At 31.9% G+C, this 20990-nt stretch carries 21 protein-coding genes and 1 tRNA gene; 14 read left to right on the forward strand and 8 right to left on the reverse strand.

The features are described from left to right. Positions 1 to 22: 22 nt before the first annotated feature. The gene (locus tag ACI5KZ_RS00960) at positions 23 to 1024 is read right to left on the reverse strand and encodes a hypothetical protein (RefSeq protein WP_406846619.1); all 1002 of its coding nucleotides are present in this window, start codon (positions 1022 to 1024) and stop codon (positions 23 to 25) included. Positions 1025 to 1124: 100 nt separating this feature from the next. Between ACI5KZ_RS00960 and proS the strand changes: the two genes are divergently transcribed. From proS to rpsT, 3 genes are all read left to right on the forward strand, one after another. Beyond that, the gene (gene proS, locus ACI5KZ_RS00965) at positions 1125 to 2603 is read left to right on the forward strand and encodes a proline--tRNA ligase (RefSeq protein ID WP_406846620.1); all 1479 of its coding nucleotides are present in this window, start codon (positions 1125 to 1127) and stop codon (positions 2601 to 2603) included. Between the two features lie 150 nt (positions 2604 to 2753). Further along, positions 2754 to 2825, forward strand: a tRNA-Glu gene (locus ACI5KZ_RS00970). A gap of 27 nt (positions 2826 to 2852) precedes the next feature. After that, on the forward strand, positions 2853 to 3104 hold the full coding sequence (gene rpsT, locus ACI5KZ_RS00975; RefSeq protein WP_109307662.1) for a 30S ribosomal protein S20: 252 nt from the start codon (positions 2853 to 2855) through the stop codon (positions 3102 to 3104). A gap of 148 nt (positions 3105 to 3252) precedes the next feature. Here the strand turns inward: rpsT and rho are convergent, their stop codons facing one another. After that, a complete protein-coding gene (gene rho / locus ACI5KZ_RS00980) occupies positions 3253 to 4911 on the reverse strand; it encodes a transcription termination factor Rho (RefSeq protein WP_406846621.1) in 1659 nt (552 codons plus the stop codon). Between the two features lie 196 nt (positions 4912 to 5107). On the opposite strand from rho, the gene ACI5KZ_RS00985 reads away from it, so the two are divergent. Beyond that, positions 5108 to 5518, forward strand: a complete 411-nt coding sequence (locus ACI5KZ_RS00985) for a DUF4293 domain-containing protein (protein WP_109307664.1) — start codon at positions 5108 to 5110, stop codon at positions 5516 to 5518. Positions 5519 to 5578: 60 nt separating this feature from the next. Here the strand turns inward: ACI5KZ_RS00985 and ACI5KZ_RS00990 are convergent, their stop codons facing one another. Continuing rightward, positions 5579 to 6073, reverse strand: a complete 495-nt coding sequence (locus ACI5KZ_RS00990; protein WP_109307665.1) for a metallophosphoesterase — start codon at positions 6071 to 6073, stop codon at positions 5579 to 5581. A 108-nt stretch (positions 6074 to 6181) separates the two neighbouring features. Between ACI5KZ_RS00990 and truA the strand changes: the two genes are divergently transcribed. Next, positions 6182 to 6931, forward strand: a complete 750-nt coding sequence (gene truA / locus ACI5KZ_RS00995) for a tRNA pseudouridine(38-40) synthase TruA (protein ID WP_109307666.1) — start codon at positions 6182 to 6184, stop codon at positions 6929 to 6931. Between the two features lie 24 nt (positions 6932 to 6955). Beyond that, the gene (locus ACI5KZ_RS01000) at positions 6956 to 8719 is read left to right on the forward strand and encodes an ABC transporter ATP-binding protein (protein ID WP_109307667.1); all 1764 of its coding nucleotides are present in this window, start codon (positions 6956 to 6958) and stop codon (positions 8717 to 8719) included. An 18-nt stretch (positions 8720 to 8737) separates the two neighbouring features. Here ACI5KZ_RS01000 and ACI5KZ_RS01005 read toward each other — a convergent pair whose 3' ends face one another. Genes ACI5KZ_RS01005 through folP form a run of 4 tightly spaced genes read right to left on the reverse strand, consistent with a single transcriptional unit; the run spans position 8738 to position 11813 of the window. After that, positions 8738 to 9493, reverse strand: a complete 756-nt coding sequence (locus tag ACI5KZ_RS01005) for a DUF3667 domain-containing protein (protein WP_406846622.1) — start codon at positions 9491 to 9493, stop codon at positions 8738 to 8740. A 6-nt stretch (positions 9494 to 9499) separates the two neighbouring features. Beyond that, positions 9500 to 10285 (reverse strand): diadenylate cyclase CdaA, encoded by a 786-nt coding sequence (gene cdaA / locus ACI5KZ_RS01010; RefSeq protein ID WP_109307669.1) that lies wholly within the window; start codon positions 10283 to 10285, stop codon positions 9500 to 9502. Between the two features lie 35 nt (positions 10286 to 10320). Further along, on the reverse strand, positions 10321 to 10986 hold the full coding sequence (locus ACI5KZ_RS01015) for a hypothetical protein (RefSeq protein WP_123808289.1): 666 nt from the start codon (positions 10984 to 10986) through the stop codon (positions 10321 to 10323). A gap of 2 nt (positions 10987 to 10988) precedes the next feature. Then, on the reverse strand, positions 10989 to 11813 hold the full coding sequence (folP, locus tag ACI5KZ_RS01020; protein WP_406846623.1) for a dihydropteroate synthase: 825 nt from the start codon (positions 11811 to 11813) through the stop codon (positions 10989 to 10991). A 119-nt stretch (positions 11814 to 11932) separates the two neighbouring features. Here folP and ACI5KZ_RS01025 point away from each other — a divergent pair, with 119 nt between their 5' ends. The 8 genes from ACI5KZ_RS01025 (at position 11933) to ACI5KZ_RS01060 (ending at position 20126) form a co-directional block, all read left to right on the forward strand. Beyond that, positions 11933 to 12472: a DUF1599 domain-containing protein gene (locus ACI5KZ_RS01025; RefSeq protein ID WP_406846624.1), complete on the forward strand. Its 540-nt coding sequence runs from the start codon at positions 11933 to 11935 to the stop codon at positions 12470 to 12472. A 12-nt stretch (positions 12473 to 12484) separates the two neighbouring features. Continuing rightward, positions 12485 to 13795, forward strand: a complete 1311-nt coding sequence (locus ACI5KZ_RS01030; protein ID WP_406846625.1) for a BT_3928 family protein — start codon at positions 12485 to 12487, stop codon at positions 13793 to 13795. Position 13796: 1 nt separating this feature from the next. After that, positions 13797 to 14873, forward strand: coding sequence for an ABC transporter permease (locus ACI5KZ_RS01035; protein ID WP_406846811.1), 1077 nt, complete (start codon positions 13797 to 13799; stop codon positions 14871 to 14873). A gap of 7 nt (positions 14874 to 14880) precedes the next feature. Next, complete coding sequence (gene tpiA / locus ACI5KZ_RS01040; protein ID WP_109307675.1) at positions 14881 to 15630, forward strand: triose-phosphate isomerase; 750 nt, start codon at positions 14881 to 14883, stop codon at positions 15628 to 15630. A 2-nt stretch (positions 15631 to 15632) separates the two neighbouring features. Beyond that, positions 15633 to 16469 (forward strand): 50S ribosomal protein L11 methyltransferase, encoded by an 837-nt coding sequence (gene prmA, locus ACI5KZ_RS01045; RefSeq protein ID WP_406846626.1) that lies wholly within the window; start codon positions 15633 to 15635, stop codon positions 16467 to 16469. An 18-nt stretch (positions 16470 to 16487) separates the two neighbouring features. Continuing rightward, a complete protein-coding gene (locus tag ACI5KZ_RS01050; protein WP_109307677.1) occupies positions 16488 to 16763 on the forward strand; it encodes an ATP-dependent Clp protease adaptor ClpS in 276 nt (91 codons plus the stop codon). A 280-nt stretch (positions 16764 to 17043) separates the two neighbouring features. After that, on the forward strand, positions 17044 to 18633 hold the full coding sequence (locus ACI5KZ_RS01055) for an FMN-binding glutamate synthase family protein (protein WP_109307678.1): 1590 nt from the start codon (positions 17044 to 17046) through the stop codon (positions 18631 to 18633). A gap of 362 nt (positions 18634 to 18995) precedes the next feature. Beyond that, positions 18996 to 20126: a BamA/TamA family outer membrane protein gene (locus tag ACI5KZ_RS01060; protein WP_406846627.1), complete on the forward strand. Its 1131-nt coding sequence runs from the start codon at positions 18996 to 18998 to the stop codon at positions 20124 to 20126. A gap of 155 nt (positions 20127 to 20281) precedes the next feature. Here ACI5KZ_RS01060 and ACI5KZ_RS01065 read toward each other — a convergent pair whose 3' ends face one another. After that, entirely contained in the window at positions 20282 to 20806 is a 525-nt protein-coding gene (locus ACI5KZ_RS01065; RefSeq protein ID WP_109307680.1) for a DUF488 family protein, read from the reverse strand. Between the last annotated feature and the right edge of the window lie 184 nt (positions 20807 to 20990).

Below are 20990 nucleotides of genomic sequence, written 5' to 3' on the forward strand. Positions count from 1 at the left end.
TTTCTTTTTCTTTTAAACAATTTTATCTTCTTCCTCTTGAGCCACCAGAGCTTCTGCTACCACCTCCAGATGAAAATGAAGGAGAGCTACCCGAAGATCTACTTGGGGAATAGTTTCTTGTCGAACTACTTCTAGGTCTAGAATTTGTTCTTGTTTTAGTAGTTGTCGATCTCGTTGGCTTCGTGGTTGTTGTACTTGGTCTCGTTGGAGAAACTACCCCTGAATTAGGTCTAGTAGTAGTTCTCGTTCTTGTTCTAGAAGTTGTTGTGCTTTGACTTGGTCTGGTAGTTGTTCTTGAACGAACAGTTGAATTTGGCCTAACAGTTGTTGAAGAATTTCTAGTTCTTGCATTTGTATAACCTAAACTAGAACGTGTAGTTCTTGCTCGTGAACCGTAATAATTAGAATTTCTATTATAATAACCGCTTCCTCCATAATAACTGCCACGTCTTCCGTGATTATAGGCTAAGCTTCTTCCTCCATAGCCATAATAATATCCACCTCCATAATATCCACCATAGTAGCCACCACCATAATAAGGATACCAAGGATTGTAATAGCCCCAGCCGTAGCTATAATAAGGATAAAAACCACCATAGTAATATGGCGTATACCAAGGATTATAACCCCAGCCATAATTAAAACCTGTATTTATAGTAATTGAAACTTCACTATTGTCTTCTCCCCAACCTGCATAACTATTGTATTCCGTTTCTAAGGAGTCTTGTACTTCAGTATATTCACCTTCATAGCCATCAACATCTGTGAAAATTTCATCTTCTTCAGGGATTTGGTATTCTAAAGACTTTTCTTTGAAGTAATTTTTATAATAAGCTTGGCTTTCGGAAACCGACTTAGTTTCTGCTACCGAATTTTCTTGATATTCAACACTTGTGTCTGAACCGTAAATACCATCATTGTCTTGTGAAGCATATTGTGAAGATCCACAAGATGCCAAAACAGCAAACAAGCTAAATACAGCTACATATGGTGTTTTAGTTAAAAAGGAGTTATTAATTTGCATATCTCTTGAATTTTATTGTTGAACATAACAAAAATAGTTAGTTTTGCGCAACTATTTCTATTTTTAACATAATCACAATATTTGTGCCAAAAACCTGGATATGAGCAAAAAACTTACAAGTAGAGCAGAAGACTACTCTAAATGGTATAACGAACTTGTTGTAAAAGCAGACCTAGCTGAAAACTCTGCAGTAAGAGGTTGTATGGTAATTAAACCTTATGGTTATGCTATTTGGGAAAAAATGCAAGCAGAATTAGATCGCATGTTTAAAGAAACAGGGCATCAAAATGCATATTTCCCTTTATTTGTACCAAAAAGTTTATTTGAGGCTGAGGAGAAAAATGCTGAAGGATTTGCCAAAGAATGTGCTATAGTGACACATTATAGATTACAAAACGATCCTGATAACCCAGGGAAATTGCGGGTTGATCCAGAAGCTAAATTAGAAGAAGAACTTATTGTTAGACCAACTAGTGAAGCCATTATTTGGAATACTTATAAAGGATGGATTCAATCTTATAGAGATTTACCATTATTAATTAACCAATGGGCTAATGTGGTGCGTTGGGAAATGAGAACACGATTATTTTTAAGAACAGCAGAATTTTTATGGCAAGAAGGACATACGGCTCACGAAACAAAAGCTGAAGCAATTCAAGAGGCAGAGTTAATGAATAATGTGTATGCTACATTTGCTGAAAATTTTATGGCAATTCCAGTTATTAAAGGTTTAAAAACAGAAAGCGAACGTTTTGCTGGAGCTGTTGAAACTTATTGTATTGAAGCATTAATGCAAGATGGAAAAGCATTACAAGCTGGAACATCTCATTTTTTAGGACAGAATTTTGCCAAAGCTTTTGATGTCAAGTTTACTTCTAAAGAAGGAAAACAAGATTATGTTTGGGCAACGTCTTGGGGAGTTTCAACCAGACTTATGGGAGCATTAATTATGACGCATAGTGATGACCATGGTTTAGTATTACCACCAAATTTAGCACCAAATCAAGTTGTTATTGTGCCAATTTATAAAACGGATGAACAATTAGAAGAGATTTCTAAAATTGCCAATTTAATGATGAGCGATTTAAGAGCTAAGCACGTTTCTGTGAAATTTGATAATAGAACGACATTAAGACCTGGAGCAAAGTTTGCGCAGCACGAATTGCAAGGGGTGCCCTTAAGAATTGCTATTGGACCAAAAGATTTGGAAAATGGTACCGTAGAATTGGCAAGAAGAGATACCCTAACTAAAGAAGTTATAGCATTAGATAATGTAACGTCTAAAGTTGAAACCTTAATGGTTGAGATTCAGAATTCACTTTATAAAAAAGCATTAGATTATAGAGACTCTCATATAACCTTGGTAGACGATTTTGATAAGTTTCAAACGGTTCTAGAAACAAAAGGAGGTTTTATTTCAGCGCATTGGGATGGCACAGAAGAGACCGAATCTAAAATAAAAGAGTTGACAAAAGCAACTATTAGATGTATTCCAACGGATGAAAAGGAAGTAATTGGCAAATGTGTCTATACTGGAAAGCCTTCAAAACGTAGAGTATTGTTTGCAAAAGCGTATTAATACAAAAATTTTTAAAAAAAAATTATATTGGAGTTGCAACATTTAAAAATAGTTGTATTTTTGCATCCGCAATGGGAACATTGTTAGTTATTTTGAAATGTATTGCAAGTTTAAATATATAGTTATATATTTGCGCACTCAAAACAAAATGGCCCGTTCGTCTATCGGCTAGGACGCCAGGTTTTCATCCTGGTAAGAGGGGTTCGATTCCCCTACGGGCTACAATTTTTATAAAAGAAAGATAATAAAATGGCAAATCATAAGTCAGCATTAAAGAGAATTAGAAGTAACGAAGCTAAACGTCTAAGAAACAAGTATCAACATAAAACAACGCGTAATGCTATTAAGAGATTACGTGAATTAGAATCTAAAAAAGAAGCTGAGACAATGTTTCCTACTATAGTTTCTATGATTGATAAATTAGCTAAGAAAAATATTATTCATGCAAACAAAGCATCGAATTTAAAATCTAACTTAACTAAGCATGTAGCTTCTTTATAAGGAATTTACTTTTATTAAGTAAAAAAAAGCCTTTCAATTTTAAATTGAAGGGCTTTTTTTGTTCTAGGTTTTTAATTGAATACCATCTAGATAAAAAAATGCCTTGATAATTTATCAAGGCATTTTTTAGTATATATTCGGTTTTAAATTATCCGTTCATTGATATTAAAAACTCTTCATTGTTTCTAGTTTGCTTAAACCTTTCATTAATAAACTCCATAGCTTCTACAGGGTTCATATCTGCTAAATATTTACGCATTACCCACATTCTTTGAATAGTCGTTTCATCTAATAAGATATCATCTCGTCTAGTGCTTGATGAGGTTAGGTCGATAGCAGGGAAAATTCTACGATTAGATATTTTTCTATCTAATTGTAATTCCATATTACCAGTACCTTTAAATTCTTCAAAGATTACTTCATCCATTTTAGAACCAGTTTCAGTTAAAGCAGTTGCTATAATGGTTAAAGAACCCCCATTTTCAATATTTCTAGCTGCTCCAAAGAATCGTTTTGGTTTGTGTAATGCATTGGCATCTACACCACCACTTAATATTTTACCTGAAGCAGGTTGCACCGTATTATAAGCTCTAGCCAGACGTGTAATAGAATCAAGTAGAATAACAACATCGTGTCCACATTCTACTAATCGTTTTGCTTTTTCTAAAACAATGTCTGCAATTTTTACGTGTTCGTGAGCTTCTTTATCAAAAGTAGAAGCAATAACTTCTCCACGTACATTACGTTGCATATCTGTTACTTCCTCTGGACGTTCGTCTATTAGTAATATCATTTGATATACTTCAGGATGGTTAGCTGCTATTGCATTAGCCACATCCTTTAATAACATGGTCTTACCAGTTTTTGGTTGCGAGACTATCATACCACGTTGTCCTTTTCCAATTGGAGAAAACAAGTCCATAATTCTAGTAGAAATAGTACTTTGCCTTTCAGCTATATTAAATTTTTCTTGAGGAAAAAGAGGCGTTAAATGTTCAAAAGAAACTCTATCTCTTACCACTTCTGGGTTTTGACCGTTAATCTTGTTTACCTTTATTAAAGGAAAATATTTTTCTCCTTCTTTTGGAGGTCTCACATTTCCAAGAACAGTGTCTCCTTTTTTTAATCCAAATAATCTTATTTGAGATTGAGATACATAAATATCATCAGGAGAAGACAAATAATTATAATCAGATGAACGTAAAAATCCGTAACCGTCTTGCATCACATCTAAAACACCTTCACTTTCAATAATGGCATCAAACTCAAAATCTGGTTCACGATACCTGTTTCTAGTGTCTTTATTACCATTTGAATTTCCTTGATTTTGCTTTTTATTTTGATTCGGGTTTTTATTTTCTCTTTTTGGACGATTTTGATTATCGTTCTTCGAATGAGGTTTTTGAGCTTCTTTACTTTCATTCTTACCTTTACTTTCTGCGTCTTGAGTATTAGTAGTAGGTTTTGAAGGTTTTGAATGTTGAGGAGCTTTGTTTTCTGCTTTTGGAGTTTCAGCTTTTACACTTTGAACAGGTTTCTGATCGACCTTTTGTTCGGTCTTTTGTTGATCTTTAACTGGTCTTTGGACTCTCTGTCTAGGTTTTTTATCTTGCTGTTTTGGAGTTGCCTTTTTAGGTTCTTCTCCTACAACCTCTTTAACTGCTTTTGGATTTGCAGCTTGTTGGTCTAGTATCTGGTATACTAAATCTAATTTTTTTAATGAACGATACTTAGAAACGTTCAACTTTTTAGCTATATCCTGTAACTCAGGAAGCTTCATTTCTTTTAATTGTGATATTTCAAACATGGATGTTGAATTGAATATTTGTGTTAAATATTAAATTTGAATTTTTCTGAAAAAAATTGATTTTATTCTGAAGAATTAATAGCTTACTACTGTGATAGTTGTAACTTATTATTGCAATTATACAACTTTATTTTATTTATTTAAGTTAATTTTTAAAAAGAAACTGTTATTTTTGTGCCTTCAAATAGTATAAATAATGCTTCAAAGAATTCAAACTATCTATCTATTAATCGCTGCTGGAGTTTCCGGTGGATTTATTTTTGTGTTTGAATTATGGACATCTCCTGAGAACGTAAAAGTGTATGCAGATGATGTTAATTACATTTTTGCCATATTTTTAGTGTCAGCATTTTTCTCAATACTAGCTATTTCAAGATTTAAACATAGGAAATCTCAATTTATGTTGGGACGACTAAATATATTATTAAACTTTTTTTTACTAGGATTATTTGTATATCAATCACTAAACTTATCTGGAGAAACTGTAGTTTCAGAGAAAGGTATTGGGATTTTTCTTCCTATTATTTCTATCGTGTTTTTGGCATTAGCCAATAAGGCCATTAAGAAGGATGAAGATCTCGTAAAATCTGTAGATCGATTAAGATAAGCCTATCATCTTAGTAGTATTAGTGCGTGAACCCAAGGTGAAGACCTTGGGTTTTTTTTATCACCTATTCTCAAACTCTATGACTTCTAAATCTTTTATATTGCTGCCATCTATTACAAAACGAAGCATGGTTCTTACTTTATGAAATCCATACTTTCCAACTGCTCCAGGATTCATGTGTAATAAGTTTAACTTTTTATCTGGTATGACTTTTAAGATGTGAGAATGTCCACAAATAAATAAATCTGGAGGATTTTTTTTAATGGCTTCTCTTATTCTAACATCATACCTATTTGGATAACCTCCAATATGCGTGATCCAAACATCAACACTTTCGCACATAAACCTGTTGTTTTCTGGGAATTCTGCTCTAACTTCATGTCCATCAATATTTCCAAAAACGGCTTTTAACGGTTTTAGTTTTTTTATTTGATTGGTGACATTTAAATCGCCAATATCTCCAGCATGCCAAACTTCATCAGCTTGTTTTACATGTTTTAAAATAGCTTCGTCTATATAGCTATGTGTGTCGGAAAGCAAAAGGATTTTTTTCATATTTATTTTTCGCCAAAGTAGAAAGTACTTTTTTTATTTAACTTTTATTTGAAATTTCAAGAAGGATTAAAATTCTATCTTTGCCTTTTACAAAAATAGCATAATCCATTGAGATATTTTTTAGAGCTTACATATAACGGTAAAGATTATCATGGTTGGCAAAATCAGCCCAATGCGATATCTGTTCAAGAAGTTATTGAACAATCTATGTCTACACTTTTAAACGACACCATAGCCATTGTTGGAGCAGGAAGAACAGATGCTGGTGTACATGCCAAACAAATGTTTGCTCACTTTGACACAGAGGTTCATTTTAAAGCTCAAGATTTAATTTATAAACTCAATTCCTTTTTGCCAAAAGATATTGCTATTCTTGATGTTTTTAAAGTTAATTCTGATGCTCATGCTAGATTTCATGCTTTGAGCCGAGGGTATTTATACAGAATCTCTTTAAATAAAGATGTTTTTAATAATGATGAATCTTATTACTTAAAGCAAGTTTTAGATCTAAATAAAATGAAACAAGCCACGAACATACTATTTGAATATAAAGACTTTCAATGCTTTTCTAAAAGTCAGACAGATGTAAATACGTATCATTGTAACATTATGCAGGCTGAGTGGCATTTGGTTGATAACGAATTACAGTTTACTATAAAAGCAGACCGGTTTTTAAGGAATATGGTTCGAGCAATAGTTGGCACTTTAATAAATATAGGATTAGGGAAACTGGAAGTAGAAGATATGCACACAATAATTAAATCTAAAAACAGGAGTAAAGCAGGTTTTTCTGTACCAGCTCATGGCTTGTATTTAATAGAAGTTGCATATCCAGAAACTATTAAAACACACAATTAAAAAACATTCCATGGTTGGAAGTATATGAGTAAAATAGACGACATATTAGAAATTGAATTGTTTAAAAAGCTTTTAAAGTTTATTAAACCCTATAAACATGTCTTTATTGGCGTTTTAACTGCCGTAATTTTACTGGCTGTTTTTGGAGCTTTAAGACCCTATATTTTACAACAAGCAATAGATAAAAATATTGCTACTAAAACCTTGGAAGGTTTTATGCCTTATATATTAACCATGGCAGCACTTCTTATTGCTGAAGTTATATGTCAATTGTTGTTTATTTATTATTCAGGATTTCTTGGTCAAAGTGTGGTAAAAGATATTCGTGTGAAACTTTTTGATCATATGATTCGGTTTAGAATGAAATACTTCGATAACTCTTCTGTTGGGGTTTTAATAACCAGAGCAGTTACAGATATGGAGCGTATTGCAGATGTTTTTGGAGAAGGTTTATTTATGATTTTTAGGGATTTACTAACTATGTTGGTGGTTTCAATTGTCATGCTTTATATGAATTGGGAACTAAGTTTTATTGTATTCTTGATGTTGCCTTTAGTGTTGTATGCGACACGTATTTTTCAGAAGTATATGAAACGTGCTTTTGAAGAGGTAAGAACAGAAGTCTCAAACTTAAACTCTTTTGTCCAAGAACGCCTTACCGGAATGAAAATTCTTCAATTGTTTACAAGAGAAGAAACAGAGTATAAGAAATTTCAAGTAATTAATGCGCGTCATAAAAAAGGTTGGTTAAAAACCGTTTGGTATAACTCTATTTTCTTTCCTATTGCAGAATTATCATCGTCTATTACTATTGGTCTTATTGCTTGGTATGGAGGTTTAAATACAGTTGTGGATCAAACAGCATCGCTTGGTGATTTAACAGCATTTATCATGATGATTCCTATGTTGTTTAGGCCACTTCGACAAATTGCCGATAAGTTTAATACGCTTCAAATGGGAATGGTTGCAGCCAAAAGAGTTTTTAAAGTTCTTGAAACGACTTCGCAAATTGATGATACAGGAACTCGAGAAGCTTCTCATTTTCAAGGAAATATTTCATTTAAAGATGTGCATTTTAGTTATGTTGAAGAAGAGGAAGTGTTAAAAGGTATTTCTTTAGATGTCAAGGCAGGCGAAACGGTAGCGATTGTTGGAGCAACTGGAGCAGGTAAATCCACCATTATTAATTTGTTAAATAGGTTTTACGACATTAACAAAGGCACCATTTGTATAGATGCAATCAACATCAAAGAATTAACGTTAAAGTCGCTTCGAGCCCAAATTGCAGTTGTACTTCAAGATGTGTTTCTGTTCGCAGATACTATTTTAACAAACATTACTTTAAATAATCCAGACATAACAAAAGAAGATGTCGAGCAGGCAGCCAAAGATATAGGTATTCACGATTTTATTATGAGTTTGCCTAATGGTTATCTCTATAATGTTAAAGAACGTGGCGCTATGCTATCTTCTGGGCAACGCCAATTAATCTCGTTTTTAAGAGCTTATGTTACTAACCCAAGTATATTGATTTTAGATGAAGCCACATCCTCAGTAGATTCTTATTCAGAGCAACTTATTCAAAATGCAACGGCTAAAATAACCAAAGGTAGAACCTCTATTGTAATTGCACATAGATTAGCAACCATTAAAAAGGCAGATAAAATTATTGTTATGGATGCTGGACTAATTGTTGAAGTTGGTACACATAAAGAACTCCTTAAAAAAGCAAACGGTTACTACAAAAACCTTTACGAAGTGCAATTTTTAAATGAAGAAGTTGCTTAGGACAACTAGATCTTTAGATTAATAATATTGTTTTATTATTAACACCACTATAAGCGTAAGTATGATGCATACTACAATGAGTAAAATTAAAATCAATAAGAATAAAATGAATTTTAATAAAATGCTTTTAAAATTTAATTGATATAATTTTTTAAAACTATAAGCCGAATAAAGAGCTTGAAGTGGTAATAAAATAAAGGTTATAACTAAAATATTTAGATTAGTTAAGGCGCTAATTAATATAATAATGGTGCTTACAATGGCTGCTTGTGCAGATATATACATGTTAATTACCACATGCTCTGTATAGTTGTATGTTTTGTAATTAAAAAAAGTGATTCTAGAAATAATAGCATAAAGAGGAACTAATGCCATATAAATCAAGCCTTGGTATTCTGACAAGAAGTCCATGTTTTTTTGTTGAAAACCCTCCATGCCTTTTGGATCTGGAGCATCCATATTCATTAATTCCGGAAAAAATTTATTTATAAAAAACATTTGAAACCCTGAAAGTGTCAATGCAATAGCAAAATAGCTAATAACATTTACATATTTTTTTCTAACACCTTTAATATATCCATCAATTACATCAACCGGATCTGTAAATAGTTTGATTAATGTCTGAATAAAACGGTTATCGTAATTTAAAAATTGTTCGCTAAAATGTGAAAATAGATTAGCAATTGTAAGTCTGTTTTTAATTATTTTTCCCCCACAGACACTGCAAAATAAATCCGTTTCTTTTAGTAAAGTTTCACAATTTTTGCAATTCATATTTTATTAAACTAAATCTTGTTTTATTAATTGAGAGAGTTCTTGTGTGTCTTTAAACATAATAAACTCCCCATCTTTAAAAAAAGAAATCTGCCCCGTTTCTTCACTAACAACAAGCGCTAAAGCATCTGTTTTTTCTGTAATTCCTACTGCTGCTCGATGTCTTAAACCAAAACGTTGAGGCAAGGTTTTTTCGTTGTTTACTGGAAGAATGACTCTAGTAGCTTTAACAATATTGTCTGCAATTATTATTGCGCCATCATGTAACGGGCTGTTTTTAAAAAAGATACTTTCAATAATGGGTTGCGTGACTTTTATTCGCATATCATCGCCAGTATTAGCAAGAAAATCGAGATTGTTGTTGCATTCAAAAACGATAAGAGCTCCTGTTTTAGAAGATGCCATTTTATTGCAAGCAGCTAATATTGAATCTACATCAGTTTTATTATCCGCTTCTGTTTTTAAGAATTTAAATTGTTTGAAAAATTTTCGTCTTTTACTGAAATTTGTAGAGCCTACCATTAATAAAAACTTTCTAATTTCTTGTTGAAAAACGACAATCAAAGCAATTAAACCAACGCTCATAAAACCACCAAGAATTTTACTAAGCATCTTCATTTGAAGCGCATCTGTTAATAAGTAAATAAAATAAATAATAACAATGCCTATAAAAATGTTGATTGCAACAGTGCCTTTTACTAATTTATAGACATAATAGAGTAGAAGTGCTACTAGAATAACATCTATAATGTCTATAACTGTAAATTTTAAAAGGTCATCAAAAATTTCCAAGCGTAAGGTGTTTTGGTAAATTTAACAAAATATAGTTAATTAAAAATAAACTCTTCATTGGCAATAATAAGTTGTTTGTTTTTAAGCTTGTTTAAAAGAGATTTAAATGTGATATAATTTTGAAAACTTAAGTTTTTACTAAAAAATAAATGTAATGTTATTGGTTCATCATTTTCTAATAACAGTTTATTTAGGTCTTGTAATAATGTCTCTTCTGAAGATTTTAAATCCTCTATATTAAAAGTAGAAATTTCGATATTTGAAGGGTTATTAAATACTACACGATATTCATTTAACTTTAATTTTATTGTATTTGGTTGTTTTTCAATATAGTAAACATGAGTAAATTCAATGAAGCCTAAGTTTTTTTTAGAGGTATCGTTACAAGTAAAATAGTTTTTTGCAGCATCATTTTTATGCAATTCGGCATTTCTTTTTTTGTTTTGTAGAAATGTAATTTTTGGGATAGCTTGTTTTAAGGTTAATCGTTTATCTACATTCACTAGCCAGTTTGTTGTACTAATAAGTGTTCTTCTGTTAAGTTCTATGCTGTCTTCTTTAGTTTCATCGTAAAATAAATAAGCAGCAGAAACATCTAATATTTCAGTAATGTCCGAATGTGCTATTTCTGGAAGTTGCACCACTTTTTCATTGTTGCAAGACATTAATAATAAAAAGAGGGCTATTTGAAAGTATTTCATGGTCAAGATTTTAATTGTTCTATAAGTTTAACACATTCAACAGCCTCTTTTACATCGTGAACCCGTAGAATGGTAGCTCCTTTCTGCAAAGCCACTGTGTTTAAGACACTTGTGCCATTTAATGCTTCTTTAGCAGAGTTTCCTAAAGTCTTATAAATCATAGATTTTCTGGAAAAGCCAGTTAAAATGGGTTTATCTAGTATCTTAAAAAGTTCTAATTGATTTAAAAGCTCAAAATTCTGTTCAAGTGTTTTTGCAAATCCAAAACCTGGATCAACAATAACATCTAAAATTCCAAGAGCTTTTGCTTTAGCAATTCTTTCAGAGAAATAGAACAAGATGTCTTTTGTCAAATTCTCGTAATTGGTTTGTTGCTGCATGGTTTGTGGTGTCCCTTTCATGTGCATCATGATATAAGGGACTTTAAGTTTTGCAACAGTTTCTAACATGTGTTCATCTAATTTTCCAGCTGAAATATCATTTATTAAAGTAGCTCCAGCTTCTACACCTTCTTTAGCTACTTGACTTCTAAAGGTGTCAATAGACATGAATACTTCTGGAAACTCCTTCAGAATTAAAGTAATTATAGGTAGAAGTCGTTTTAACTCCTCTTCTTCAGAAATATGATTAGCATCTGGTCGAGAACTGTAGGCTCCAATATCAATAAAGGTGGCGCCAAATTTTAACATCATATAAACCTGAGACAAAATGTCGCTTTCGTTTTTGTATTTACCACCATCGTAAAAAGAATCTGGTGTTAGATTTAATATTCCCATGACCTTTGGAGTCGATAAATCAATGAGGTTGCCTTTGCAGTTTATAGCCATAAAAAGGTTTAAAATTTAAGATTTCATGGTCAAAGTTCGATAAAGAAATGAAACTTTGAATACAGAACTTTGAACTCTTAATTATTTAAGCGAAATTTACGCAAAATTCATTTTAATTCATGCAAGATACTTCAAAACAATACGACGCAGTTATAAAAACATGTAGAGATTTATTTTTAAAAAAAATGTCCGATTATGGAAGTGCTTGGCGCATTTTACGCTTGCCTTCACTTACAGATCAAATTTTTATAAAAGCACAACGTATTCGTGGATTGCAACAAAATGAAGTTCAAAAAGTAAATGAAGGACAAGAAAGTGAATTTATAGGCATCATAAACTATTGTGTAATGGCTTTAGTTCAAATTGAAAGAGGTGTCGTAGAACAACCAGATTTATCTGTTAATGACGCTACGAAACTTTATGACGAAAAAGTGGCTACTACCAAACAGCTTATGATGGATAAAAATCATGATTATGGTGAGGCTTGGAGAGATATGCGAGTAAGTAGTCTAACCGATTTGATTTTACAAAAACTATTACGTGTTAAACAAATTGAAGATAATCAAGGAAAAACATTAGTAAGCGAAGGTATAGATGCTAATTATCAAGATATGATTAATTATGCAGTTTTTGCTTTGATACATTTAAACGATAAATAAAAATTAGATTTTATGAAATATATAGTACAGTTAAGTAGAATACTTGTTGGAGTTTTATTTATTATCTCGGGATTAATAAAATTAAACGACCCTCTTGGGTTTTCGTATAAATTACAAGAATATTTTAGTGCAGATGTACTTAATATCACATTTTTAGAACCATATGCGCTAGCCATTTCCATTTTTGTAGTCATTTTTGAAGTCATCTTGGGTGTCTTTTTACTTATAGGTTACAAGCCTAAATTTACAGTTTGGAGTTTGTTGGGAATGATCGTGTTTTTTACCTTCCTAACATTTTATTCTGCATACTTTGAAAAAGTGAAAGATTGCGGTTGTTTTGGAGATGCCATTCCATTAACTCCTTGGGAAAGTTTTTATAAAGATGTTATTTTATCAGTACTTATTTTAATTCTATTTTTTGGTGTAAAGCACATTAAACCTATATTTAGTAAATTAGGATTAACTGTAGTTGCTTTATTCAGTTTTATTGCTTGTCTAGGGTTTGGATACCATGTTTTAATGCATTTACCATCTATAGATTTTAGAGCTTATGCGGTAGGTAAAAACATCATGGAAGGCATGATAATTCCTGAAGATGCGCCAAAACCTGTTCAAGAATTTACTTGGACTTTAAAAGTGAATGGCGAAGACAAAGAATTTGTAACCGATGGAAGTTATCCTGAAGTCGATGGGGAATACGTTGGTGTTGAAACAAAAATTATAGAAGAAGGTTATGATCCTCCTGTAAAAGATTTTTCCATTGAAACGATGGATGAAGATTTTACCGAATATTATTTAAACAAAGACAATTTAATCATGATTGTGATGTATAATTTGGACACAGCTGAAAAAGAAGGTGTGGTAAAATTGAAAACATTTTCAGACGAAGCCATTAAAAAAGGTTACACAGTTATTGGTTTAACAGCTTCTGGTGAAGAAGCAAAGCAACAAATGAAATCACAGTACAAATTGAATTTCGATTTTTTCCTTTCAGATGAAAAAGCTTTAAAAACAGTTGTTCGTGCGAGCCCTGGTATTTTAAAATTAAAAAAAGGAACCGTTATCCAAAAAGTACATTGGAACGATTTGGAAGATATAAGTTTACCAGATGTAGAACGTAAACCTGAGCCTGAGCTTGAAATTGTTGTTGAAGAGAAATTACTATATATCATTGATGGAGTTCAATACGAAAAATCTTATGTAGATCAAATTGATCCCGAAACAATAGAGTCGTTAAATGTTATTAAAGATTCAACAATTATTAGAGAAATGGGAATTGTAGATTTGGATTCAATCGTTGAAATTATATTAAAGAAAGAATAATCTGATAAACTATCTATTAAATAAAATTTTTTACGCATTACTCACTTTATTTGGAGTAGTCACTGTCATATTCTTTTTATTTAATGTACTTCCCGGAGATCCTGCACAAATGATGCTTGGCCAGAATGAAGACAGTGCACAATTAGCATTAGTTAAACAAAAATATGGTTTCGATAAACCTATAAGTACGCAGTATTTCTATTACTTAAACGATTTGTCTCCTATATCATTTCACTCAAAAACTGAAACAGAGTACACCTATTTAAGAGATGGCAAATATACAGCTGTTCCGTTGTTCTCTTTAGGTAATTCTACAACCGTTTTAAAGTTTCCATATTTAAGAGAATCTTTTACCAAACAAGGAAAAAAAGTGAGTCAGGTGTTGGCAGAAACCTTGCCTAACACCTTTGTATTAGCCGTAAGTGCTATTTGTATAGCTCTATTAATTGGCTTGACTTTAGGAGTTGTATCAGCGTTGTATAAAGATACTTGGTTGGATAAACTCATTCAAATTGTAAGCACTATTGGAATGAGTGTACCTTCTTTTTTTAGTGCTATTTTATTTGCTTGGTTGTTTGGATACGTACTTCATGCATTTACCAATCTGGAAATGACAGGTAGTTTATACGAATTAGACGATTATGGTGAAGCCATGCACATTCAATGGAAAAATTTAATCTTGCCAGCTATTGTGTTAGGCATCCGTCCTTTGGCAGTTGTAATTCAGCTCATGAGAAATTCGTTATTGGAAGTTTTTAATCAAGATTTTATCCGAACTGCCAGAGCTAAAGGTTTAACTGAGTTTCAAATTATTAGAAAACATGCTGTTAAAAATGCTTTAAATCCAGTAGTTACAGCTATATCTGGTTGGTTTGCTTCTATGTTGGCTGGGGCTGTTTTTGTAGAGTATATTTTTGGTTGGAATGGTTTAGGTAAAGAAATTGTAAATGCTTTAAACACATTAGATTTACCCGTTATTATGGGTTCTGTGTTAATTATAGCGTTACTCTTTATAATAATTAATATTTTTGTAGATATTATTTACGCTTGGTTAGATCCAAAAGTAACATTAGAATAAAAGAATTATGAGAAAACATATCGTTGCAGGAAACTGGAAAATGAATAATGATTTAGCAATGACGCAATCATTAATTACCGAATTAAAAAAACAATCACAAACTTCTAATGCTGAAGTAATGATTGCTCCAACGTTTACAAACCTTTGGTCTGCTTTCGAGACTTTAAAAAACTCAAAAATTGAAGTCATTGCACAGAACATGCACTTTGCAGAATCTGGCGCATATACAGGAGAGATAAGTGCAGAGATGCTTAAAAGTGTTGGCGTACAAACGGTGATTCTAGGGCATAGTGAACGTCGAGCTTATTTTAATGAAACCGATGAGTTGCTTGCAAAAAAAGTTGATACAGCTTTGAACAATAAAATGCGAGTTATTTTTTGTTTTGGGGAGGAACTTGTAGATAGAAAATCAGGAAACCACGAAACTATTGTTGAAAATCAGATAAAAAAGGCATTATTTCATTTAGAAGCAGATAACTTTAAGAATATCGTTTTAGCTTACGAGCCTGTTTGGGCTATTGGAACAGGAGAAACAGCAAGTCCTGAACAAGCTCAAGACATGCATGGGTTTATTAGAAAAACCTTAGCAAAAAAATATGGTCAAGAAACAGCAAACTCTGTGTCTATTTTATATGGAGGATCGGTGAAGCCAACTAATGCCAAGGAAATATTTTCAAAACCAGATGTCGATGGCGGTTTAATTGGTGGTGCTGCGCTTAAAGCTGATGATTTTTACGCTATTGTAAACGCTTTTTAAAGATGTCGAATATTATTTATATTGGTTACGATTTTAAGGTATCTCCTTTACAGCCAGCTACCGAAATTTTAATTGCAGAATTAGGTTATGCAGGTTTTGAAAGTTTTGTAGAAACAGAAGAAGGTGTTACGGCTTATATTCAAAAAGACGACTGGCACGATGCCGTTTTAGAAGATATTCAAATTTTAAGTTCAGGAGAGTTTGAAATTCATTATTCGTTTAACGAAATTGAACAAGTTAACTGGAATCAGGAATGGGAAAAGAATTTTAATCCCATCATTGTTGATAATGTTTGTTCCGTACGAGCACCTTTTCATGAGAAGCCAGACACAAAATATGATATCATTATCGAACCTAAAATGAGTTTTGGAACAGGGCATCATGAAACCACTCATATGATGATTCAGCATATTTTAAAAACTAATTTTGAAGGAAAATCAGTTTTAGATATGGGTTGTGGTACTGGTGTTTTAGCAATACTTGCAGAAATGAAAGGTGCTAAACCAATTGATGCTATAGATTATGATAATTGGTGTTATATTAATAGTTTAGAAAACGTTGAGCGTAATCATTGCAAACATATAACCGTGTTAGAAGGTGATGCTAATTTGTTAAAAGGAAATAAATATGATATTATTATTGCAAACATCAATCGAAATATTTTGCTAAACGATATGGAGACGTATACAAAATGTTTAAACTCAAATGGCGTACTTTTCTTAAGTGGGTTTTACAAAGATGACATTTCAGTAATAGAAGAATCATGCAATAAGCATCAATTAAAACTTGTAGAGACTATCGAAAAAAATCAATGGGTAGCATTAAAATTTTTAAATTAGATAATAATTTTTTTTTAAATGGGTACTAAAGAAAAAATACAGGAGCAAAATAGTGTTGACACTTTAGAGCAAAACAACAATGAAATTGTATTGTATAACGACGATGTAAATACGTTCGATCATGTTATAAATACACTTATATACGCTTGCGAACACACTGCAGAACAAGCAGAACAATGCTCAATAATTGTTCACTATAAAGGAAAATGTACTGTAAAAACTGGTTCTTATAAAGAATTAGAACCAAGATGTTCGATGTTGTTAGAAGCTGGCTTAAGCGCAGAAATAGTTTAAAACAAGTATAAGCATAGCAGTCAAATTATGCTGAGTTAAACAGGAGTTACATGTCACATAAATTTTGTTTTAAACAATAATAAACCAAAAAAATCAACAAAAAATATAGTTACACATCTTGTATTAATTTTTCAAGAGTTATTTTTTATAACTAAAAACAATTACTATAATAGTTTAAGAAATTATAGACTAGATTGATATATTTTTTTAATTTAGATTTTGGATAAAGAAAACCACTATTTAGGATGGCTTCTTTTTAACATGATAATTAATTTACTTTATGAAAGTTCGTGAATATTTTATAATTATTTCAATTGTTTTAACGGTGTCCATAGCTTTACTTGCACTTCTTTGGCCACCAATTTTATGGGCTTACTTCGTTGTAATTCCGCTTATTCTTTTAGGTGTTTTTGATTTGCTTCAAAAAAAACGTAGTATAAGAAGAAACTTTCCACTTATTGGTCGTATCAGGTATATGTTGGAGTCTATTAGACCTGAAATTATGCAATACTTTGTAGAAACAGATACGCAAGGACGACCAATAAACCGTATCTTAAGATCTTTAGTTTATCAAAGAGCTAAGGGACAAAATGATACAGAACCATTTGGAACTCAAATGGATATTTATCATTCAGGTTACGAATGGATGGAGCACTCCATGTATGCAAAAAATAATCCTAAAGATATTGGTGAGTTTCCAAGATTATTAATTGGAGGAAAAGATTGTAAGCAACCTTATTCTTCAAGTCTGCTTAATATTTCAGCTATGAGTTTTGGTTCTTTAAGTGATAATGCAATTATGGCATTGAATAAAGGAGCTAAAATGGGAAATTTTGCTCATAATACTGGTGAAGGTGGGATTAGTGATTACCATTTAAAGTATGGTGGAGATCTAATTTGGCAAATAGGAACAGGTTATTTTTGTTGTAGACATGATGATGGTACTTTTAATGAGGTTACTTTTAGAGAAAATGCAATCCTGCCTGAAGTAAAGATGATTGAAATAAAATTATCTCAAGGAGCAAAACCAGGTCATGGTGGAATTTTGCCAGCGTCTAAGAATACTGAAGAAATTGCAAGAATTAGGCATATCAAACCACATATCGCAGTGCATTCACCACCTTCCCATTCTGCATTTTCTGATCCTATTGAGTTTATGTATTTTATTAAAAAACTAAGGGATCTATCTGATGGGAAACCAATTGGCTTTAAATTGTGTTTGGGTAGAAAACAAGAATTTATGGATTTTTGTGAAGCCATGATTTATACAGGAATTCAACCAGATTTTATTACAGTTGATGGTGGAGAAGGAGGTACAGGTGCTGCTCCAGTTGAATTTTCAAATTCAATGGGTATGCCTCTGAGAGAAGGACTTATTTTTGTTCACGACACCTTAGTAGGATTTGGATTAAGAGATGATATTAAAGTCATAGTTGCTGGGAAAATAATAACAGGTTTTCATATGGCTAGAGCCATGGCATTAGGTGCAGATGGTTGCAACAGTGCACGTGCTATGATGCTTTCTATTGGCTGTATACAAGCCTTACAATGTAATACAAATACCTGTCCTGTTGGTGTTGCAACTCAAAACCGTTCATTAATAAAAGGGTTGGTAGTTGACGATAAAGCACCAAGAGCAAAAAGATATCATGAAGCAACTATCCATAGTTTCTTAGAATTAGTAGCTGCTGCTGGACTTAATGGTCCAGAAGAACTAGACCGTAGCCATATAAGTAAAAGAGTAGGTTTGTACAATGTGCAAACGTATGAAGAGATTTACCCATATATGGTGCCAGGATCATTATTGGATATTTCCAACATTCCTGAAAGTTACAAGAAGTTCTTTAAGTTGACAAGAATGATGAAATAAATTCAATTGTGTATTTTACTAAAAAATTTAACTGTAAATGTCGTTGCAGAAACCATATTTTTTTAAGCATAAGCGAATTAAATTGTTGCAGTAATTATATAAAATGCTTTATGATAAAAGCGAGTTTAAATTAGACAATACAATAAATAGAACCTAGAGTAAGTGTCTAATATGGTTGCTTTAAAAAAATATGAATTTGGAAATTCTCTAAATTCAAAAAGTGTATTTTATTATTACTAAGGTTTGGGTTAGAAATTTATCTTTAATAATAACCTAAATTTTTTAAAAAGTTTTTTATGCGACCATTCTTCTTTCAGTTTAATATAAAAGTAATTTTTTTAATAATTATTTTTTGTTTCAAATTGCTTTTCGTTTCAGCTCAAACAAAACCTAATTCTTCTAAAGATAAAAATCAGAAATTTAGTTTAAAAGTATTAAAAGATTCATTGGATGGACAGCTGGACATGAGTGATGCTTTAATAGACTACAATGGTTTTATTCCCGTTCCACAGATTGTTACCGAGCCAGCATTAGGTGGTTTAGGACTTATGCTAGCTCCTGTTTTTATTAAACCTAATAAAGTGCAAGAAGAAGGAAAGTATATTCCACCAAATATAACTGCTGGATTTATTGGGTATACGGCAAATAAAACTTGGGGTTTTGGAGGTATGCGTATGGCATCTTTACCAAAGTATCATTTAAAGTATAGAGTTGGAGCTGTTTATGGTGATGTTAATATGGATTTCTATAGAAACCTACCTCTTGTTGGTGAGCAGGAATTTAATTTTAATTTTAGAATTATTGGTGCATTTGCTTCCGTTTTAAGAGAGATAAGCGATACAGGTTTGTTTTTAGGATTAGAATATTTTTACGGATTAAATAAAATAACTCCAGAATTCGAGCATTTTGAATTACCCGATTTTGTAAAAGAAAAAGATTTAAAAAGTAATATTAGTAGTTTGGGTGTTAATATGGAATACGACAAACGTGATAATGTTTTTACACCTGATTCTGGATGGTACATAACTTCAGAATATCGTGTAAATGCAGACTGGACAGGAAGTGATTATAATTTTCAAAATTTTAACCTGGCAATCATTAAGTATTTTCAAGTATCTCCAAAATGGGTTAGTGGCTTACGTTTAGACACGCAGTTTCAATTTGGTGATGCACCATTTTATTTAGAACCTAGTGTTTCATTACGTGGAGTGCCAATGGCAAGATATCAGGGAAATCAGGTCTATGTGTTAGAAACTGAACAAAGGTACGATTTTGCGTTTAGATGGAGCGCTATTGGTTTTGCTGGTTTAGCAAAAGCGCCAACAGAAAAAGTGTCATTTAATGATTCACTACTAGTATATAATTATGGAGGTGGTTTCCGGTATTTAATTGCACGTAAATTTAAAATAAGAACTGGTATTGATGTGGCCTGGTCTAATGGTGATTTTGGATGGTATGTAGTTTTTGGATGTGCATGGAATAATAGGAATTGATATGAATCTAATAGTATGGTTAAATAGCTTTTTTAATGTGACCATGAATTTTATCAATAATCCTAATTTAGATAGTTAATATTGAAGTTTCGTTAGATAAAAAACCAAACAAAATTGTAAAATAAACAAACAATAGATTCATAGTCAAGGAGGCTCTAATTATGATAGCTTAATAGACCATCAATTATTTTTGCTGGTTTGGTATATGGGTGTTCCGTTTGTTTATTAAGATTCATAATATGATAAACTTGCCATCCTTTAGATTTTAAAGCATCAGCAATCATAGAACGATGACAACTCCACCACACTGCTTCTGAGCACATAATGGCAGTCCTTTCATTAGTTGCGAATGCTTCAAGTTCTCTAAGGGCTTCCTTAAACTTTTCAGTTTCCATATAATCAGCATAAGCTCTAAAAGAAGGATGGTTCCAAACCGTATTTTTCGAATCGGGATTTACTTTTCTTCGACCTCCTAATGATAGGAAATGAAAATAATCGATTTGATGTTGTTTTAAAGTGGTTTTTAATGCCTCTTTATTGTATTGTGGAAATTTTTTAGAACCTGGAAATTGTCTAACATCTGCTAATTTTAGAATATTAAAAGATTGCAACATATCTATAAACTCTTCCTTTGTTCTGGTAGAGTGCCCAATAGTCCATATGGTCTTTTCAGTTTTCATTCTTCTACTTAACAAATTTATGAATTGTTTGCCTTGTTAAAGAGAATTTAAATCTAAAGTGTTGTTAAATGTTGGTTCTAAATAGAGGTGAATTAAACTTTAAAAAGGTTAAAAAAGAAATCTTGTTTTTTCTGAAAATAGTGTGCAAATGAAAAAACCAGTATTTACAAAAACGTTGTAAGAT

This window comes from Xanthomarina sp. GH4-25, assembly GCF_045363175.1.
Classification (GTDB): domain Bacteria; phylum Bacteroidota; class Bacteroidia; order Flavobacteriales; family Flavobacteriaceae; genus Xanthomarina.